The 17,550-nt window shown below is 74.6% G+C and carries 11 protein-coding genes and 3 tRNA genes; 10 read left to right on the plus strand and 4 right to left on the minus strand.

Annotation, left to right across the window (positions count from 1 at the left end; translation table 11 throughout):
- Positions 1-150: 150 nt before the first annotated feature.
- The 3 genes from ACWERV_RS13460 to ACWERV_RS13470 all read right to left on the minus strand — a co-directional run bounded on the left by ACWERV_RS13460 (position 151) and on the right by ACWERV_RS13470 (position 4,148).
- Complete coding sequence (locus ACWERV_RS13460; RefSeq protein ID WP_452932434.1) at positions 151-1,887, minus strand: ABC transporter ATP-binding protein; 1,737 nt, start codon at positions 1,885-1,887, stop codon at positions 151-153.
- A 381-nt stretch (positions 1,888-2,268) separates the two neighbouring features.
- The gene (locus ACWERV_RS13465) at positions 2,269-3,783 is read right to left on the minus strand and encodes an FGGY family carbohydrate kinase (RefSeq protein WP_452932437.1); all 1,515 of its coding nucleotides are present in this window, start codon (positions 3,781-3,783) and stop codon (positions 2,269-2,271) included.
- A gap of 68 nt (positions 3,784-3,851) precedes the next feature.
- Entirely contained in the window at positions 3,852-4,148 is a 297-nt protein-coding gene (locus ACWERV_RS13470; RefSeq protein ID WP_398182090.1) for a YtxH domain-containing protein, read from the minus strand.
- 220 nt (positions 4,149-4,368) lie between these two features.
- On the opposite strand from ACWERV_RS13470, the gene ACWERV_RS13475 reads away from it, so the two are divergent.
- The 6 genes from ACWERV_RS13475 (at position 4,369) to ACWERV_RS13500 (ending at position 8,285) form a co-directional block, all read left to right on the plus strand.
- Positions 4,369-4,441 (plus strand) — tRNA-Asn (locus ACWERV_RS13475).
- Between the two features lie 6 nt (positions 4,442-4,447).
- Positions 4,448-4,520, plus strand: a tRNA-Asn gene (locus tag ACWERV_RS13480).
- Between the two features lie 155 nt (positions 4,521-4,675).
- Positions 4,676-4,749 (plus strand) — tRNA-Ile (locus ACWERV_RS13485).
- 303 nt (positions 4,750-5,052) lie between these two features.
- Positions 5,053-5,505, plus strand: coding sequence for a hypothetical protein (locus ACWERV_RS13490; protein WP_452932439.1), 453 nt, complete (start codon positions 5,053-5,055; stop codon positions 5,503-5,505).
- A gap of 266 nt (positions 5,506-5,771) precedes the next feature.
- Entirely contained in the window at positions 5,772-7,808 is a 2,037-nt protein-coding gene (locus tag ACWERV_RS13495; protein ID WP_452932442.1) for an eCIS core domain-containing protein, read from the plus strand.
- Positions 7,809-7,997: 189 nt separating this feature from the next.
- On the plus strand, positions 7,998-8,285 hold the full coding sequence (locus ACWERV_RS13500; RefSeq protein WP_452932445.1) for a hypothetical protein: 288 nt from the start codon (positions 7,998-8,000) through the stop codon (positions 8,283-8,285).
- Between the two features lie 45 nt (positions 8,286-8,330).
- On the opposite strand, the gene ACWERV_RS13505 is transcribed toward ACWERV_RS13500, so the two are convergent.
- On the minus strand, positions 8,331-8,777 hold the full coding sequence (locus ACWERV_RS13505) for a hypothetical protein (RefSeq protein WP_452932448.1): 447 nt from the start codon (positions 8,775-8,777) through the stop codon (positions 8,331-8,333).
- Between the two features lie 343 nt (positions 8,778-9,120).
- Between ACWERV_RS13505 and ACWERV_RS13510 the strand changes: the two genes are divergently transcribed.
- From ACWERV_RS13510 to ACWERV_RS13525, 4 genes are all read left to right on the plus strand, one after another.
- A complete protein-coding gene (locus ACWERV_RS13510) occupies positions 9,121-11,205 on the plus strand; it encodes a S1 family peptidase (RefSeq protein WP_452932451.1) in 2,085 nt (694 codons plus the stop codon).
- The gene (locus tag ACWERV_RS13515; protein ID WP_452932454.1) at positions 11,202-13,646 is read left to right on the plus strand and encodes a tetratricopeptide repeat protein; all 2,445 of its coding nucleotides are present in this window, start codon (positions 11,202-11,204) and stop codon (positions 13,644-13,646) included. Before ACWERV_RS13510 ends, ACWERV_RS13515 begins: the two co-directional genes overlap by 4 nt.
- Positions 13,647-13,720: 74 nt before the next feature.
- Positions 13,721-15,193: a VWA domain-containing protein gene (locus tag ACWERV_RS13520; protein ID WP_452932457.1), complete on the plus strand. Its 1,473-nt coding sequence runs from the start codon at positions 13,721-13,723 to the stop codon at positions 15,191-15,193.
- Positions 15,190-17,538, plus strand: coding sequence for an ABC transporter substrate-binding protein (locus ACWERV_RS13525; protein ID WP_452932460.1), 2,349 nt, complete (start codon positions 15,190-15,192; stop codon positions 17,536-17,538). Before ACWERV_RS13520 ends, ACWERV_RS13525 begins: the two co-directional genes overlap by 4 nt.
- Positions 17,539-17,550: the final 12 nt, after the last annotated feature.

Consider the following 17,550-nt stretch of genomic DNA (forward strand, 5'->3'; position numbering starts at 1 on the left):
GGCGCGGGCCGCGCTGGGCGGTGGACATGACGCCCTTGCCGCCGGGCTTGTCCGGCCCGCCGCCGGGAGCCTTGTCGCCGGGACCGCCGGGGGCTGTGCCGCCGGGACCGCCGGGGGTCTTGTCGGCGGGACCGCCGTGGGGGGCGTCGCTCATGCCGCCGCCTCCTGCTCGGTCAGCTGGGACAACACGATCTCCCGGTAGGTCTCGTTCGTGGCCATCAGCTCGTTGTGGGTGCCGGTGCCGACGACCCGCCCCTCGTCGAGGACGACGATCCGGTCGGCGTCACGGATCGTGGACACCCGCTGGGCCACGATCACGACCGTCGCGTCCGCCGTCTCCGCGCCGAGCGCCCGCCGCAGCGCCGCGTCCGTCGCGTAGTCCAGCGCCGAGAAGGAGTCGTCGAAGAGGTAGATCTCCGGGCGCCGCACCAGCGCCCGCGCGATCGCGAGCCGCTGCCGCTGCCCGCCGGAGACATTGCTGCCGCCCTGCGCGATCTCCGCGTCGAGGCCGCCGTCCAGGCGCTCGACGAAGTCCTTGGCCTGCGCCACCTCCAGCGCGTGCCACAGCTCCTCGTCCGTCGCGTCGGGCTTGCCGTAGCGCAGGTTGGAGGCGACGGTGCCGGAGAAGAGGTACGGCTTCTGCGGCACCAGGCCGACCGTCTCGGCGAGCAGCGCGGGGTCGAGTTCCGCGACGTCCTCGCCGTCGATGAGCACCCGGCCGCCCGTCGCGTCGTACAGCCGCGGGATCAGGCCGAGCAGGGTCGACTTGCCGCTGCCCGTGGAGCCGATCACCGCGGTCGTCTCGCCGGGGCGGGCGATGAGGTCGATGCCGCGCAGCACCGCGACCTCGGCGCCGGGGTAGGCGAAGTCGACGTCGAAGAGCTCCAGCTCGCCGTGCCGCTCCAGCGTCGTGATCGGCGCCTTCGGCGGGACGACGCTGGACTGCGTGCCCAGCACCTCCTGGATGCGCTCGGCGCACACCTCGGCGCGCGGCACCATCATGAACATGAAGGTGGCCATCATGACCGACATCAGGATCTGCATCAGATAGCTCAGGAAGGCCGTGAGCGCGCCGATCTGCATGCCGCCGCTGTCGATGCGGTGCGCACCGAACCACAGCACGGCCACGCTCGACAGGTTCACGATCGCCATCACCGTCGGGAACATCAGCGCGAGCAGCCGCCCGGAGGCCAGCGAGACCGCCGTGACCTCCTCGTTCGCGGTGCCGAAGCGGCGCTGCTCGTAGTCGTCCTTGACGAAGGCGCGGATCACCCGGATGCCGGTGATCTGCTCGCGCAGTACCCGGTTCACCGTGTCGACGCGCTTCTGCATCGTCCGGAAGATCGGGCGCAGCCTGCGGATGATCAGGCTCACGGCGATGCCCAGCACCGGCACCACGGCCAGCAGCAGCGACGACAGCGGCACGTCCTGGCCGAGCGCCATCACGATGCCGCCCACGCACATGATCGGCGCGGACACCATCATCGTGAACGACATCAGCACCAGCATCTGGACCTGCTGGACGTCGTTGGTGGTGCGGGTGATCAGCGAGGGGGCGCCGAACTGCCCGACCTCGCGTGCGGAGAAGCTCTGCACCTGGTCGAAGACCGCCGCGCGGATGTCCCGCCCGATCGCCATCGACGTCCGCGCGCCGTAGTACACCGCGCAGATCGCGCACAGCACCTGCACGACGGTCACGCCGAGCATGGTCGCGCCCATGCCGACGATGTAGCCGGAGTCACCCTTGACCACGCCGTTGTCGATGATGTCGGCGTTGAGGGTGGGCAGGAAGAGGGCGGCAAGGGTCGAGACGAACTGCAGGGCCACCAGCGCGCCGATGGGGCGCTTGTACGGTCCCAGGTGGGACCGCAGGAGTCGGATCAGCACACTGACTACCTCGGGGTCGGTCGGTACGGGAAGGGGCGGCGCTCGGCTCTCTCACGACATCAAGACATCACGACATCACGACAGGCCCGGCACCGGCGAAGGACGACGGCACCGTGCCTTTTCCCTTCAGGACGCCGTACCGTCCGTGCAGGGTTGAGCGGCCGCCCCGCGGCGGCGCGCAACCCTATCGTCGGACATCGCGCCGCCGCATCCGGTTAAAGAGAGGCAAAAGCTCCCGCGTCGCCCGGGTCGCCGGGGTCACGTGGGTCGCACACGTCGCACGCCCCGGCCCCCGCTCCCGCCGAACCCCGCCGTACCCCACCGACGGTCCCTGCGGCCCCGACACAGGCCCCGACGCCGACCGGCGCCCCGGGCCGCCGGTCACAGCGCGGCGAAAGCCCCCGGATGGGTCTGCTCGCGCACCGCGATGAACTGCTGCCGCACCGCCGAGCCGACCGCCGGTCCGCCGCCGCCGTGTCCGGGCCCGCCCGGCCCCGTACCGTCCTGCCCCGGGCCGTCCGGCTCCACCGCGTCCTCCGGGTCGAGCACCTTGGTGCCCGCGGGCTGCGGCCACGCGGGCGGCTCGCTCTGCGCCTGCGAGCCCAGCACCGCGCCCAGCGACCAGGCCGCCTGCCGGGCCGCGCCGATCGCCGCGTACTCCGCCGCCGGCGGCACCGCCACGAACGTCCCGAAGATCGACGGCGCCAGCGCCCGGACGGCCGGCAGCTCCGCCGCCGCGCCCAGCAGCACCACCCGGCGGATCTCCACGCCCTTGCCGCGCAGCACGTCCAGCGCGTCCGCGAGCCCGCACAGCATGCCCTCGAAGGCCGCGCGGGCCAGGTGCTCCGGCTTCATCGACTCGCGCCGCAGCCCGGCCAGCGTGCCCGCGGTGTGCGGCAGGTCCGGGGTGCGCTCGCCCTCCAGATAGGGGAGCAGGACGAGCCCGTACGCGCCGGGCGTCGAGGCCAGCGCCAGCTCCGAGAGCCCGGCGAGGTCCGTGCCGAGCAGTTCGGCGGCGCCGCGCAGCGTCCGTACGGCGTTGCGGACCTGGAGGACGGGCAGGTGGCGGCCGGTCGCGTCGGCGAAGGCGGTGACGGTGCCGGTCGGGTCCTTCAGCGCCTCGTGGTGGACGGCGAAGACGCTGCCGCCCGCGCCCAGCGACACCACCGCGTCGCCGGGCCCGACACCCAGCCCCAGGGCGGCGGCCATGGTGTCGCCCGTACCGGCCGAGATCAGCAGGCCCTCGGGCGTCTGCCCGGCCGGCTCGGCGGGCCCCAGCACCTCGGGCAGCGCCACGGAGCGGCCGAGAGCGCGCTCGACGAGGTCGGGGCGGTACTCGCCGGTGGCCGCCGACCAGTAGCCGGTGCCCGACGCGTCACCGCGGTCGGTGGTGCGGCGGGCGGGCTGCCCGAGCAACTGCCACACCAGCCAGTCGTGCGGCAGCATCACCTCGGCGACGCGCGCCGCCGCGGCCGGCTCGTGCTGGGCCAGCCAGCGCAGCTTCGCCACCGGGTACGCGGCCTGCGGCTGCGCGCCCACCGCGTCCGCCCAGCCCGCGGGCCCGCCCAGCTCCTGGAGCAGATCCGCGGCCTGCGTCTGCGCGCGGTTGTCGCCGCGCAGCATCGCGGGCCGTACGGTCACACCGCCCGCGTCCAGCGCGACCAGCCCGTGCTGCTGGCCGCACACCCCGATCGCCTGCACACCCTCCAGCACCCCGCCCTTGGCCGCCTCGCCCAGCGACAGCAGCCAGGCCTGCGGGTCCAGCTCGGACGGCTTGCCGCCGTCCGGCACCTCGTGGGGTGCGTAACCCTGCCGCAGGATCTCACCGGTGTCCGTGTCGCAGACGACGACGGTGGTGCCCGCGGAGGAGTTGTCTATACCGGCCACTTTGCCCATGGGCCGATGATGCCGCACCGGGCGGCCCGCGCGCCGCGCGGCCCGCCGTCCGGTGCGCCCCGGCGGGCTCAGGTGTTCGAGGTGCCCCAGTCGTCCTGGGACGCGCTGCCGTTACGCATCGCCCGCACCTTCTCGGCGAGCGGCTCGGGCAGCCGCGGCCCGACCTTGACGACGACCGTGTCCGCCGCCCGCACCGCCGCCGTACGGCTCTGCTGCGCGGCGCTCTCCGCGGCGTTGCGCACCGCCGGGTTCTGGACGAAGGCCTGACCGGCCCTGACCAGCTGCTCGTACCGTTCCCGGCCCGCCCTGGCACCGATCACGAACCCGACCGCGGCCCCCGCGATGAACGTCAGCTTGTAGCGCATGGCTCCACCATCCTCGCTGCGGCCGTACCCCTGGCGGCCGCGTCGCTCGTCATTGCTGGTCCTGCTCGTCGTGGCTGGGCGCCTACCCTCCGCGCCCGAGCCGCAACCCGGCAGCTAAGGGTTGGCGGAGCACCCCCCCACTTGCGCTAATGTATGTGTCGCACCGAACGCGCGCCTTCCGGGAAGCCTCCGGCGGGTGCATTCGGTGCACGCGAAGCGATCCCCTGTAGCTCAATTGGCAGAGCAGCCGGCTGTTAACCGGCAGGTTACTGGTTCGAGTCCAGTCGGGGGAGCTTCGGTCCCCTGTAGCTCAATTGGCAGAGCAGCCGGCTGTTAACCGGCAGGTTACTGGTTCGAGTCCAGTCGGGGGAGCGCACGACCAGGGACCCCGTTGGGGTCCTTTTTCGTACCCGCGGGAACCATCCGCCTGCCCCGGGGAGTCCACCTGATGCCGCGTCTGTGACCCACGAGGGCGACAGATCGTATGAGCAGCTATGCTGCGGCAGACGGCGCACGCCACGCCGTACGGGGCGGTAGCTCAGCCGGTTAGAGCAGCGGACTCATAATCCGCCGGTCCTGGGTTCGAGTCCCAGCCGCCCCACCGAGGCCCCCCTCGGGCATGCCCGCTGAGCTGCGGGTTTGCGCCCGGGGTGGGGCTCGGTGCGAGAGATTTCGTGAGCCGGCGGCAACGCCGTGAGCGTCACCGACGCGCTACCGCGTACGGCCGAGACCCGCCGGGACCCGCCCCCGTCGAAGAGTCCGCGGAGACGACCGAGCTGAGCGGCGGCATCGGCCGCGTCCACTCCGGGACTCCGGCGGAACGTGACGCCGGTGGCGGCGCTGTCGTCGGGAATTTCCGGCAAGGCGGGGGTGGCTGGATATTCCGGAAGAGCTGCGCGACGTCTTGGGGCCGGTGCGCGCCGGGGGTGGTGGCGAAGAAGTCTGGGCCGAGGTCGGGGAGGCGTTCTGCGTCGCCGTTCCCGACGACGTCAGGAGTTTCCTCGACGCCTACGGTGGTGTCTGGGTGTCGGAATTCCTGTCCATCGTCCCGCCCGGCGCTCTCGTCGAATGCCAGGGGTTCTTTCGGGAGTCGCTCGCCGCTGTGCGAGAAATCCCGGATCCGTGGCTTCCCGAGGTGCGGGGCATGTTCGTGTGGGGAAGCACCGTCGAGGCCGACGTGCTGTTCATGGTGCAGCGACCGGCCGGCTGGCGCGTGGCGGCGTGGGTGCGGCAGCGGCACGAATGGTATGAATCGGACCTGCCTCTGATGGAATGGGCGTCCTTTGCCTTCTCCGGTCGGCGGGACATTCTGTGGCTTCCCGAGTGGGAGTACCCTCTCGATATATCGGACATGTGACGCGGCTCGGATCCGACTTTTTCCGCCTTGGAGTCGTGGATTCAGGCAGATCCTGACCGATGACCGGACCGATTCCCCGCTCTCGCACCACTGTTTGCCGGGGAAGCGCCGTTTCGGCAGAGCGCCGTAAAAGGAGCGGGGAATACCGGCCGACCGGGAAGGGGGGCGCCCCGCGTCCGCCGGGAATGCGCCGCCGGGGGCTCTGGTCCGTGCCGGGGCGTTCGGGGGAGACTGGGGGCCCAGCCGTTCGCGCGAAGGGGAGCGTCGTGCGCGCACACGAGAACCAGGCAGCCCAGCGGGCGGGCGCGCAGGCCGCGCGCGGCCCCGCGCCCGTGCCGGGCACGGCGGGCGGACGGCTGCTCGGTCTGCAACGCCTCGTGGGGAACGCGGCGGTGGCGCGTATCGCGCAGCGGGAGCGGCAGGCGCACGAGCCCGGCTGCGGGCACCCGGAGACGGAAGGCACCGGGGAGGAGGCGGCCGTTCAGCGGCGGACGCCGGTGGGGGAGGTGCTGGCCTCGCCGGGCAGCCCCCTGGAGCCGCGTATCCGCAGCAGGGCGGAACAGGCGTACGGCATGAGTTTCGGCCACGTCCGGGTGCACACCGGCCCGGTCGCACAGCGCTCGGCGGCGGACTTCGGCGCGCTCGCCTACACCACCGGCTCGCACATCGTCAGCGGCGAACCGCGCCTGGACGACGAGACGTTGTTCCACGAGGTCGACCACGTCCACCAGCAGGCCGTGGGCCCGGTGGCGGGGACCGACAACGGTACGGGCGCGAGGGTGTCCAGCCCGGACGACGCCTTCGAGCGGAGCGCCGCCGCCAACGGCCGCAGGCTCGCCCGGGGGCTGGCCCCGGACCTCGCGCCGCCCGGCGCCTCCGGGCATCCCGCCTCCGTGCAGCGGGCGCCCGTCGCCGTCCACGGTTCCGCCGTGGCGGTGCAGCGCAAGGGCCACGACAAGCTCAAGGACCAGCTCAGGCCCCAGAAGTCCACGTTCGACTCGCTGGCCTCCTGGGTCAGGAAGCCCGCCCCCGAGAGCCCGGTCATCGCGTCGGTCCGGGACGCGCTCCAGGCCTACGACGACTCGCCCCAGCGCGACCCCGAGCGCTGCATGGCGCAACTGGCCACCATCCAGATGCGGGTGTACGACCTCATGGACGAGGCGCAGAAGGCCGAGCGGGCCTATCTGGAGGAGGCGCTGCGGGTCATCACGGGCGAACTGGAGGTGCTGGGCGGCCAGGTGGCGCGCGACGGTCGTATGCCCGCCGCCGCCCGGGTCCCGTACCAGGACATGACCGACCGGGGCCCGCTGTGGAAGGACGCGGAGTACCAGGACGGGACCACCAACCTGGGTATGAGCGGCGCCAGTTACGTCCGCGAGCTGTCGGAGATGAACCGGGCCGACCAGCGCCGGGAGATCGGCGGACGGAGCGACGACGCCTGGGTGCAGGACGTCCGGACGAAGCTGAAGAACGCGCTCAGGCAGAGCGTGGTCGCCCACTACACCCCGAAGGCCCGCTACGACGCGATCGCGGCGTCCGGCGAGTACACGCTCAAGTCGAAGACGGAGCTGGACCGGGAGGGCGTCGGCGAGAAGCACAACACCATGAACGTCGACAAGCACATGCTCGCCAACGACGGATTCGTGTTCTTCTACATCGAGCCCGCGGGCATGAAGGGCCGCAAGTCCCGCTTCGCGGTGGGCAAGGAGGACGAGGGCAACGACAAGGCCCGTATCGAACTCGGGCTGGCGGAGTCCGGCCTGCTCAGCCAGGGCTGGATCATGCTGAGCGACCTCGTGCAGCGCGACTACCCGGAGCTGCGCACGGTCCGCGGCACGCCGGGCCAGGTGGCGGACTCCGCGAAGTCCGGTGAGGCCACCGACACCACGCGCACGTTCAAACGGGGCGTGCCGGACGACGACAAGTTCATGGAGTCCTTCTCCGCCTTCAAGGACATCGACGACATCGAAAGCCGCCAGTCGCACCAACTCGCCCGCCAGTACGCCCTCATGGACCCGGGCAGCCGCATGGTCTACGGACCGGAGAAGCACCTGGAGCGCCCCGAGCTGCTCCACAACAACATCCTCGCCGACAGCGACATCCTGCCCGGACTGGTCGACCGCGTGGTGGTCGAGATCATGCGCTTCGAGCAGAGCAACCCCGCCCTCGCGAAGTCGCTGAAGACGAAGAGCGGCCCGGACCTGATGGACTTCCTGCTGCGCAACGTGGTGAAGGTCCAGGCGATGATCCCCAACTCCGTGGACATCGCCGAGGCCGGGATCGACATCGTGGAAGGTTCCTGACGCGACGGCGGGCAGCGCGCGGTGGCCGGCTCGCGGTGCCTGTCCTCCGCGCCGCCGCAGTGCGGGGTCGCCTGCGGCGGGGGCTGAGCCGGCGCTTCCCGCGCACGGACGTGTGACATGCCCCGGGGACGCGGGCACGGTATGGCGCCGGGGCGCGGGCTCCGGGGGCTCGCGTGGGATCATCCGGGTATGGGCGGGGACCTGGAAGTGAGTGCGCTGGCGATCAATGTCACGATCCCGCAGGCGCTGCAGTGGACGGACACGCGACGGGGTGAGGCGTTCAGGCTCACCACGCTCAACGTCAGGCTGCTCCCGGACGGTCACCTCGCGGTGAAGGCCTACGGTCGACCCGTCGCCGGGGGGCGGGGCGCGTACGTGTCGTTCCCGGTTCCCGACACGGCCGAACTCGCGTCGCTGGTCGCGGACGCCGCCAGTCGTGCCGGGAGCCTGTGGGCTGCCCACCGCGGTCTCGGCTGAGGCCGCCTCGACCCCCGGTGCCGTTCGCGCGCCCCGGGCGCGCGGTCAGAAGGACGGGTCGCAGAGGAGGGCGTTGAGGGCCGCGTTGATCGCGATGCCCTGGGCGTCGGTCAGCGGGTGGTCGGGGGTGCTGAAGCGCTGGGCGGCCTGGTGGCCAGTGCCGTCGCCGCGGCCCGCGAGGACCTGGCACTGGGTGCGGGCGGAGGCGATCGTCCGGTCCGGGTCGGCCGCGAGGGCGGGGTCGATCTGCTGGAGGGAGCCGATGACCAGCTGCTGCGTGGCCGGGTCCGGCTTCGCTGGGACGCCCGCGCCGCTCGTGTCGCCCGCGGTGGAGTCTGCGGTGGAGGCTGAGTCGGAGGGGGACGCGGGCTGGGTGGTGGCCGAGGTGGTGGACCGGCCGTCGGTGTCGCTGTCCTTGTGGTCGGACGAGCACGCGGTGAGGGTGACGAGCGCGGCTGCTGCGACGGCCGCGGCGGCGATTCGGATACGCATCGGGCCAGCGTCGCGGAGCCGCGGGTGCGGGGCGGGCGCTGTGACGCAGGTGTGACGGGGCCGGGACGGAACGGCGTGTTCAGCGGGGCAACTCCGCGCGCTCAGAAGACAGGTGGAGGGAAGTCGGCGCAGGCCGACGAAGGACGGCTCTTCCACGATGGCTTCCCGCAGCGGTGGTTCTGCGGTGCGAGGGGTCAATTGTCGTGCTTTAGGCGCGACATGACGTGGCGTCAGGCGTAGGGTGCACGGCATGGTCGCCGACGGGGGAGACGGAGGAGGCGGGGGAGACGCCGACAGGGGCGGCGCTGCCCGGCCCAGTGCCGTGGCGACACCGTCCTGGGCCGTGCGGATCCGCCGGGCCGACGGGGAGATCGCGGGCAGCGGCATCCTGCTGAGCCCCGACCGGGTGCTGACCGCCGCGCATGTGCTGGGGCGTGACGAGGAGGTCGTCGCGGAGTTCGTCGGCGCCGGGGGCGCGCACGTGCCGCGCGTCGCGGCCCGGGTCGCCGGGGACGCCTACCGGCCGGAGGAGCGGGACGCGGACGGCGACCCGAGCGGCGACGTCGCCCTGCTCGCGCTGGACCGCCCGCGCCCGCCCGGTGAGGCCACGACGCTGCACCGGCTGTCCGCGCCGGGCCGCGAGGTGCGGATGTACGGCTTCCCCGCCGACTTCAACGGCGGCCTGTGGCTGCCCGCCACGATCATCGGCGGCTGCGGGCGCGACGGGCAGGTCCAACTGCGCCCGCCCAGCCCGGCGGAGGCCGCCCGGCCCGGCTTCAGCGGCGGCGGGGTCGTGGACCTCGCCACCGAGCAGGTCGTCGGCATGGTGCTGGCCGGTCCCTCGGAACCCGTCGGCGGCTACTCCTTCATGAGCCCGGCCGAGACCGTCGTCCAGCACCTGCCGGACGTCGCCGACTGGACGGACGGCCCGGCCGCCGTCGACGAGGAGCTGCGGGCCCAGGAGTCCGCGGCCGGTCCGGCGCCGCTCGACCAGCCGTTCGCGGAACGGCTGGCCCGCTGGCTGCGCGGTGACGCGGCCGTACGCGGCGACGGCGCCGCACCGCAGGTGAAGATCAGCCTCGTGCCGGAGGACGACGCCGCGCGCGCGGCGACACTGCGCCGCGCGATCACCCTGGCCGACCGCGAACTGCGCACCAGCCTCTCGACCCGCCGCGCCTCGCTCGACGCGCCCGGGACCGTGCCCGCGGCGGGCGGCCTGGACCTCGCGCTGTACGTCGCGGGCAGCGACACCGCCTCGGTCGCCGAACGCATCGCGCTGCGGATGGGCCTCGGGCAGAACCGCGAACTGCCGCCCGCGCAGCGGATCGCGGCGGCCCGCGTGACGATCACGCTGGTCGTCGTCGGGGTGGACGCCGCCGCCGATCCCGCCTCGCTGCTCGATCTGCTGGCCGTGCTGGTCGCGGGCGGCAGCCGGGTGCTGCTCGCCTTCGGCACCGCCGGGGACCACTTCGCGCGGGCCCGCGACGAGCTGCTGGTACGCCCCGCCGTGCAGCGCAGGCAGCAGCTCGCCGCGCGCTACGCACGGATCTGCGGGACAGCCGCGCCCGAGCTGGACGGGCTCATGGCACGTGTGAAGGGGCCCGAGGAGACCGCCGACCTCGCCGACCGGGCCGTCCGCGCCCTCGTCCACGTCATCGCCGCCCGCGCCGAACTCACCGCCGGACGCGGCCCCTTCGCCCTCCCGCCGGACCGGGCGCCGGACCTGGGCCACTACGAACGCGTCGCCGCCCGCGCCGAGCACCGCATCCCGCCCGCGGTGACCGCGCTGACCGAACTGCTGCACCGGCGCAACGAGTTGCGCGGCCGCCTGGTCAACTACCGCCGGGTGTACGAGGAAGGGGCCGCCCGGACCGAGGACCTCGCGGCCGACGACCTCTACCTCACCGCCCACCGGCTGCTGCACGAACGCCCCTGCGACGTCCCCGCGTCGGAGGCGGCGACCCGCGCGTACGTCGCCTTCGTCGACGGCCCTGTCCCCGGTCCACCCCCGGAGGAGCCCCAACCGGCCTGGGAGAGCGGTCCGTTGCCCCCGGCGGACGGTCCACCGCCGGGCGGGCGGCCCGCGGGCGAGCCGCCGGGCCCGCCCGAGCAGCCCCGCACCCCACCCGGCACCCCGCCCCGCCCACCGCAGCCGCCGCACGTCCCGGGCGCGCGTCCGGGCCCGCACCCGATCCCGCCGCCCCGCCCGCCGGGACCCCCGGCCGTACCGCCCGGCCCGCAGCCCGCGGGGCCCGGGGCACCACCCGCCGGACCCCCTGACGTACCCGCCGGGCCCGGGGACCCGCCCCCGCGAACCCCGGCGCAGGCCCCGCCGCGAACCCCGGCCCCACCCCGCACCCCGCCCCCCACGACCCCGCCGCCCGGCGGGGGAAGCGCGGGGCACCCCCGAGGGGGCCTGCCGCAGTGACCGCGACCGCCGAGGCCGGCGCCGGAGCCGCCCGCCCCTGCCCGTATCCCGACTGCCCCGGCACGGTCGGGCCCACCGGCTTCTGCGCCCGCTGCCGCCGCAGCGCCGCGAGCGCGCCCGCCGCCCCGAGCCCTCGTCCCCCGGCCGCCCCGGCGCAAGCCCGCGCGCAGACGCGCACGCACATCCCCGCGCAGCCCCCGGCGCACACCCCCGAGCGCCCCCGGCCCGCCCCCGGCACCGGCGGGCTGGACCGCGACGGGCTCGTGCAGCTCCCGAACGTCCCGCCGCCCCTGGACGAGGAGGCCGTCCGCCGTACCGCCCGCAGGCCCGAGGGAGGGCGGCCGTGCGGCACCCCGGAGTGCCCAGGCACGATCGGGGTCGGGTACGACGACGGGCCCGCCCCCGATCACGGCTTCTGCCCCGACTGCGGTACCCCGTACGACCTGCGGCCGCAGCTCGGTCCGGGGGACGTGGTCGCCGGGCAGTACGAGGTGCTGGGCTACCTCGCGCCCGGCGGCACCGGTTGGGTCTACCTCGCCCGGGACGTCGCGCTGCCGGACCAGCGGGTCGTGCTCAAGGCGCTGCTCAACACCTCGGACGCGGCGGCCCGCCGCAAGGCCGTCGAGGAGATGCGCTCGCTCACCAGCCTGCACCACCGCGACATCGTGCGGATCGTCAGCTCCACGCGGCACCGCGCCGACGGCCACGACGAGCCCGCGGACTACATCGTCATGGAGTACGTCGCGGGCAAACCGCTCGACCAGTTGCTGCGCACCTCCGTCGAGGAGCTTACCGAGCTGTTCGGGGAGCCCTTCGCGCTCGACCACGTCCTCACCTACGGCTGCAAGATCCTCGGTGCGCTGGAGTACCTGCACGACCAGGGGCTGCTCTACTGCGACATGAAGCCGGAGAACGTCATCCACTACGGCCGCGAGATCAAGGTCATCGACCTGGGCGCGGTCCGCCGGGCCGACGACCGGACCAGCGCGCTCGTCTACACGCCGTGGTTCGCGCCGCACAAGCGCGAGCGCGACACGCGCGGCTTCCTCGTCGACACCGACCTGTTCACGGTCGGCCGCACCCTGGAGGCGCTGGCCCGCCGTGCCGCGCCGCCCGCCGGGCTCGCCGCGCGCTCCTTCGACCGGCTCGTCGGCCGCGCCACGCACGACGAGCCCGCCGCCCGCTTCACCTCGGCGGCGCAGATGTCCCGCCAGCTGTGGGAGGTGCTGCGCGAGCACCGGGCGCTCGGCCGCGGCGAGCGCTACCCCGAGCGGTCCACCCGCTTCGAGCCGACCGCGCTGCTGTTCGGCGCGGACCTCGGGACCGTGCCCGCGCTCACCCACTGGACGGACCGTCCCGCGGGGGGCCCGCCGCCGGACCTGGCGGCGGGTCCGCCCAGCCCGCAGGAGACCGCCCGCGCGCTGCCCGGACCGATCGCCGACCCGGCCGACCCGGCGTCGGTGCTGCTCGGCGGCCTCGCCGGGGACGCACCCGAGCGCACCGCCGAACTGGTCCGGGAAGACCCGCAGTTGCGCACCGTCGAGATGGCGCTGTGGCTGTGCCGCTCGTACCTGCTGCGCGACCCCGCCGACACCGCGCAGGCCGAGCGCTGGCTCGCCGAGGCCGAGCGGCTGCTCGGGCCGGGAGCCGCGGGCTACGACTGGCGGCCGCCGTGGCACCGCGGGCTGCTGCACCTGACGCGCGGCGAAGTCCGCAAGGCCGAGGGGGAGTTCGCGGCCGTCTACGCGGCCGTACCGGGGGAGTGGGCGCCCAAACTGGCCCTCGGCTACTGCGCGGAACACCTGCGCGGGCGGCCGGGCCCGGACGTGCCGCCGCCCGCGTCCGACGCCGAACGGGCGGTCGCCGCGGAGGCCGAGGCACGCGCGGAGGCGGAGAGCACCGCCTACTACGAGGCCGTGTGGGAACGTGACCGCTCGCAGGCGAGCGCCGCGTTCGGGCTGGCGCGGCTGCGGCTGCGGCACGGCGACCGGGCGGGCGCGGTCCGCCACCTCGACCAGGTGCCGACGACGTCCCGCACCTACGACGCCGCCCGCGTCGCCGCCCTGCGCGTCCTGGCGGGCCGCCTCGACGGCAAGGCGCCCACCGCGGACGACCTGCGGCGGGCCGGCGAACGCCTCGCCCGGCTGCCGCACGACGACGCGCGCGAACGGCTCGTCGCCGAGATCCGCGAGAACGTTCTCGCCGGACGCCGCCCCCCGGACCGCCCCGCGCTGTGGCGGTACGCGCTCGGCCGCCGCCCGGACGGCCCCGACTTCGCCCCCCTGCCGCCCGGCGAACTGTTCGCGGGCACCGACAGCCTCGCCGGGCTCGCCGGGCTGCTGTACGGGTCGCTGCGCGCCCTCGCGGCCCAGGCCCCGCCCGCCCTGCGCGCCGAACTGCTCGACCGCGCCTACGCCATACGCCCCGAGAGCCTCGTCTGACCACGCGCCCGCCCGTAACGAACCCCGCAGCCCCCGCGGTTGCAGCCGCTCAGCGGTGAGGAGTCACAGCGACAGTGGACACCACGAACCCCGCGCACCCCGACAGGCCGGAGAGCGCCGAGAATGCGGAAGCCCCGGCGATCACCGTCGACCTGGCCGTCAGCCAGCAGAAGTACCTGCCCGCGGGCGGCGGCGTCCAGGAGCTGCATGCCGTCGTGACGGTCCGGGTCGGCGGGGCCGCGGGCGCCGTCCCCGGGCCCGCGCTCGCCGAGGTCCTCGTCGTCGACTGCTCCAGCTCGATGGACCGGCCCCCGGAGAAGTTCCGCGAGGCCAAGAAGGCCGCCGTCGCCGCGCTCCAACTCCTCCCCGACGGAACACCGTTCACGGTCGTGGCGGGCACCCACGAGGCCGCGCCCGCCTACCCGCCCGGCGGCGCCATGGCACTCGCCGACGACCTCACCCGGGCCGCGGCGACCGCCGCCGTGCACGAACTGGTCGCCGCGGGCGGTACGTGCCTGGGCCGCTGGCTGGACCTGGCCCGCCGCGAACTGGCCGCCCAGTCCGCGCCGATCCGGCACACCCTGCTGCTCACCGACGGGCGCGACGAGCACGGCCACTTCCTGCCGCTGGCGGGCGTACTGGACGACTGCGCGGGGCAGTTCGTGTGCCACGCCTGGGGCATCGGCACCGACTGGGACGCCCGGCTGCTGCTCGACGTGGCCGCCGCCCTGCACGGCAGCGCCGACGCCGTACGCGTCGAGTCCGACCTCGCCGAGCGGTACCGGACGCTGATGCGCGCCCTGCTGGCCAAGACCGTCCCCGAACTGACCGTCACCGTAGGGGCGTTGGCGCCCGGCGCCGAACTGCGGTACGTCAAGCAGACGTTCCCGCACGAGAAGCCCATGACGCCCGAACCGGACGAGCCCGGCACGTACGTCACGCGGGCCTGGGGCGAGGAGCTGCGCCGCTTCCACATCTGCCTCACCGCCGACCCCGAGGGCGAGCTGCGCGACCAGGACCTGCTCGCCGCCGAGGTGGCCGTACGCCTCCCCGCCGGATCACGTGTCGCGCCGCCCGCGTCGCAGCCGCTCGTCGTGCACTGGACGGACGACCCGGCCCTCTCCGGCCTCACCGACGGGCAGGTGGCGCACGCCCAGGTGTGGGAGGAGCTGGGCACCGCGGTCGCCGACGCGACCGACGCCCACGCCCGCGGGCAGCACGACCGGGCCGAGGCGCTGCTCGGCCGGGCCGTCGCCCTCGCCCACCGGGCGGGCGCCCGGCGGCTGCTGGCCGAACTGGCCCGGCTCGTCGAGATCCACGACGAGGACACCGGGCGCGTCACCCTGCGCTCCCACGTCGATCCGGTCGACTTCCAGCACCTGATGACCGCGAGCAGCCACACCACCCACGGCCCGGACGGCTCCGCGCCCGCCGGGCCGCCCCGGCAGGGCGGCGAACTGGTCCCCTGCCCGCGGTGCCACCACCGCTACCCCGCCCGCTCCCGCTACTGCGGCAACTGCGGTGCCACGATGGGGGCTTCGTCATGAGCGGAACCGACACCCCGACCGGGCCCGACACCCCGACCGGGATACGCGGCGGGGGCCGCCGCACGACCCCGTCCGACGCGGGCGGCCCCGGCGAGCCCGGATCCGGGTCCGGGCCGGGGCCGGGATCCGGCGGGACGCTGCGCGAGCTGACCCGGCGCCGTCTCGCGCTGCTCGCCCTCGTCCTGCTCACGACCGTCGCGCTGTTCGCGGCCTTCCAGGGCGTGCACGCCGACGCCCGCCCGCTGCGTACCGCCGACGTGCCCGGCATCCTCGCCGTCGACACCGCGATGGACGCGCTCCGGCAGGCCCAGCAGGACATCGACACCGCCGAGGACTACGCCGCGACCCACCCGGGGGAGAGCGCCTCCGGTACCGGCGCAGGCAGCAGCACCACCTTCCACACCCGTGTCTCGGTCGCCCACCAGAGCCTCGCGCGGGCCGCGGCCGCCGACGTGACCGGGGCGCAGGGGCGGCTGTCCATCCAGACCGTCACCGGCCTGATCACCACCTACTCCGGCTGGATCGAGGACGCCAACGCCCTGCCGCCCGGCTCCCTGCTGCACCAGGCGTACATCTCCTACGCGAAGTCCATGCTCGACGACACCGGCGCCGCCGCCGACGCCACCATCCTCGGCCGGCTGCGCGACCTCCAGGCCGGGCAGCAGGACAAGGCGCGCCACCACAGCCGCTTCGGGCCGCTGCTGTGGGCGGGCTGGAGCCTGGCCGTCCTGCTCGCGCTCGCGCTGCTGGTGCTGCTCGGCGAGGCGGCGCGGTTCAGCAGCGCGCGCTTCCGGCGGCGCTGGAACGTCCCGCTGATCGCCGCCCGCCTGCTGCTCGCGGGCGGCCTGGCCACGCTCGTCGCCTTCACCGTCCTCACCCACGCCGCGCTGCGCGACGCGCAGCAGGCGCTGGCCCCCACCCTGACGGGCGACGGCATCGCCAGCACCGGGGCGCACGCCTCCGCGCGCCTCGCCGGGACCGGCTTCCGCGCCGCCGCCGCGGACTGGATCGCGGTCGGCGGGCTCGTCCTCGCCGCGCTCGTCCTGCTGGCGCTGCAACCGCGCATCAACGAATACCGGGTCCGCGTCACCGCCTGGCGCCTGCCGCGCCCGCGCACCCTCGGGGCCGTCGCGGTGAGCCTCGCGCTGCTCGCCGCGCTCGGCGTCGTCGCCGTGCAGGCCACCGGCTGGAAAGGCTCGGTGACGCTGCTCGCCAACTGGACCGGCACACAGGAGCAGCAGTTCAAGGACAACGTCATCGACGACTTCCAGAAGCGGTACCGCATCCGCGTGGACTACGAGGGCAGCTCCGCCGAGAGCGCCGTCCTCGCCGCCGAGGTGGAAGCGGGCACCCCGCCCGACGTCGCCGTGCTGCCCGGACCCGGCGAACTCGCCGGATACGCCGAGAGCGGCCGGCTCACCCCCCTCGACGACATCGTGCGCCCCGCCGGCTTCGCCCCGACCTGGGTGCCGAAGGTCGACGGCCACTTCTACTGGGTCCCCATCAAGGCCGATCTCAAGAGCATGGTGTGGTACCCGTCGGCGCGGCAGGACGGCATCACCGCCGCCGCGCGCAAGCCCGCCTCCTGGTGCCTCGGCCTCGCCGACGGGGCCACGTCCGGCTGGCCCGGCTCGGACTGGATCGAGGACATCCTGCTGCAGCGCAGCGGCAAGGACGTCTACGAGCGGTGGGCGGCCGGCACGCTGCCGTGGACCGACTCCCACGTCAAGGACGCCTGGACGACCTGGTACGACCTCGTCCGGCCCGGCGGCCAGGCCGCCGCCCGGCACGCGCTGACCACGCCCTTCGGGCAGGCCGCGAAGGGCGTCGCCGGTCCGGCGCCCACGTGCGAGCTGGAGCACCAGTCCTCCTTCGCGCGCGGTGACGTGGGCTGGGCCGGGACGCCGGCCTCCTTCACCCATTCCGCCCAGCTCATCCCCGGCGCCCGGGGCGGCCCGGCCCGCTGGGAGGTCTCCGGCGACCTCGCGGCCGTCCTGCACGACACCCCGCAGGCCCACCAGCTCATCAGCTACCTCGCCTCCGACCGCGCCCAACGGGCCTGGGCCAGCACGCAGTCCGGCTTCTCCGTCCGCGGCTCCGTCCTGTCCGACACCCCGGCCGACCCGCTCACCGCCCGCATCACCGAGGCCCTGCGCGACCCGAAGGCCGTCCACTGCTACGACGCCTCCGACGCGATGCCCACCGCCGAGCGCGACGCCTTCGCGCTGGCCGTCCTGCGCTACCTGGCCGACCCGGCAACCCTGGAGGACCAGCTGACAGCCCTGCAGAGAACCCGCGACCAGGACGGGGAGACGGGGCTCACCGACGTGTGCACGCCGGGCTGAGCGCGCGGTGCG

The sequence above is a fragment of the Streptomyces sp. NPDC004031 genome (assembly GCF_053604375.1).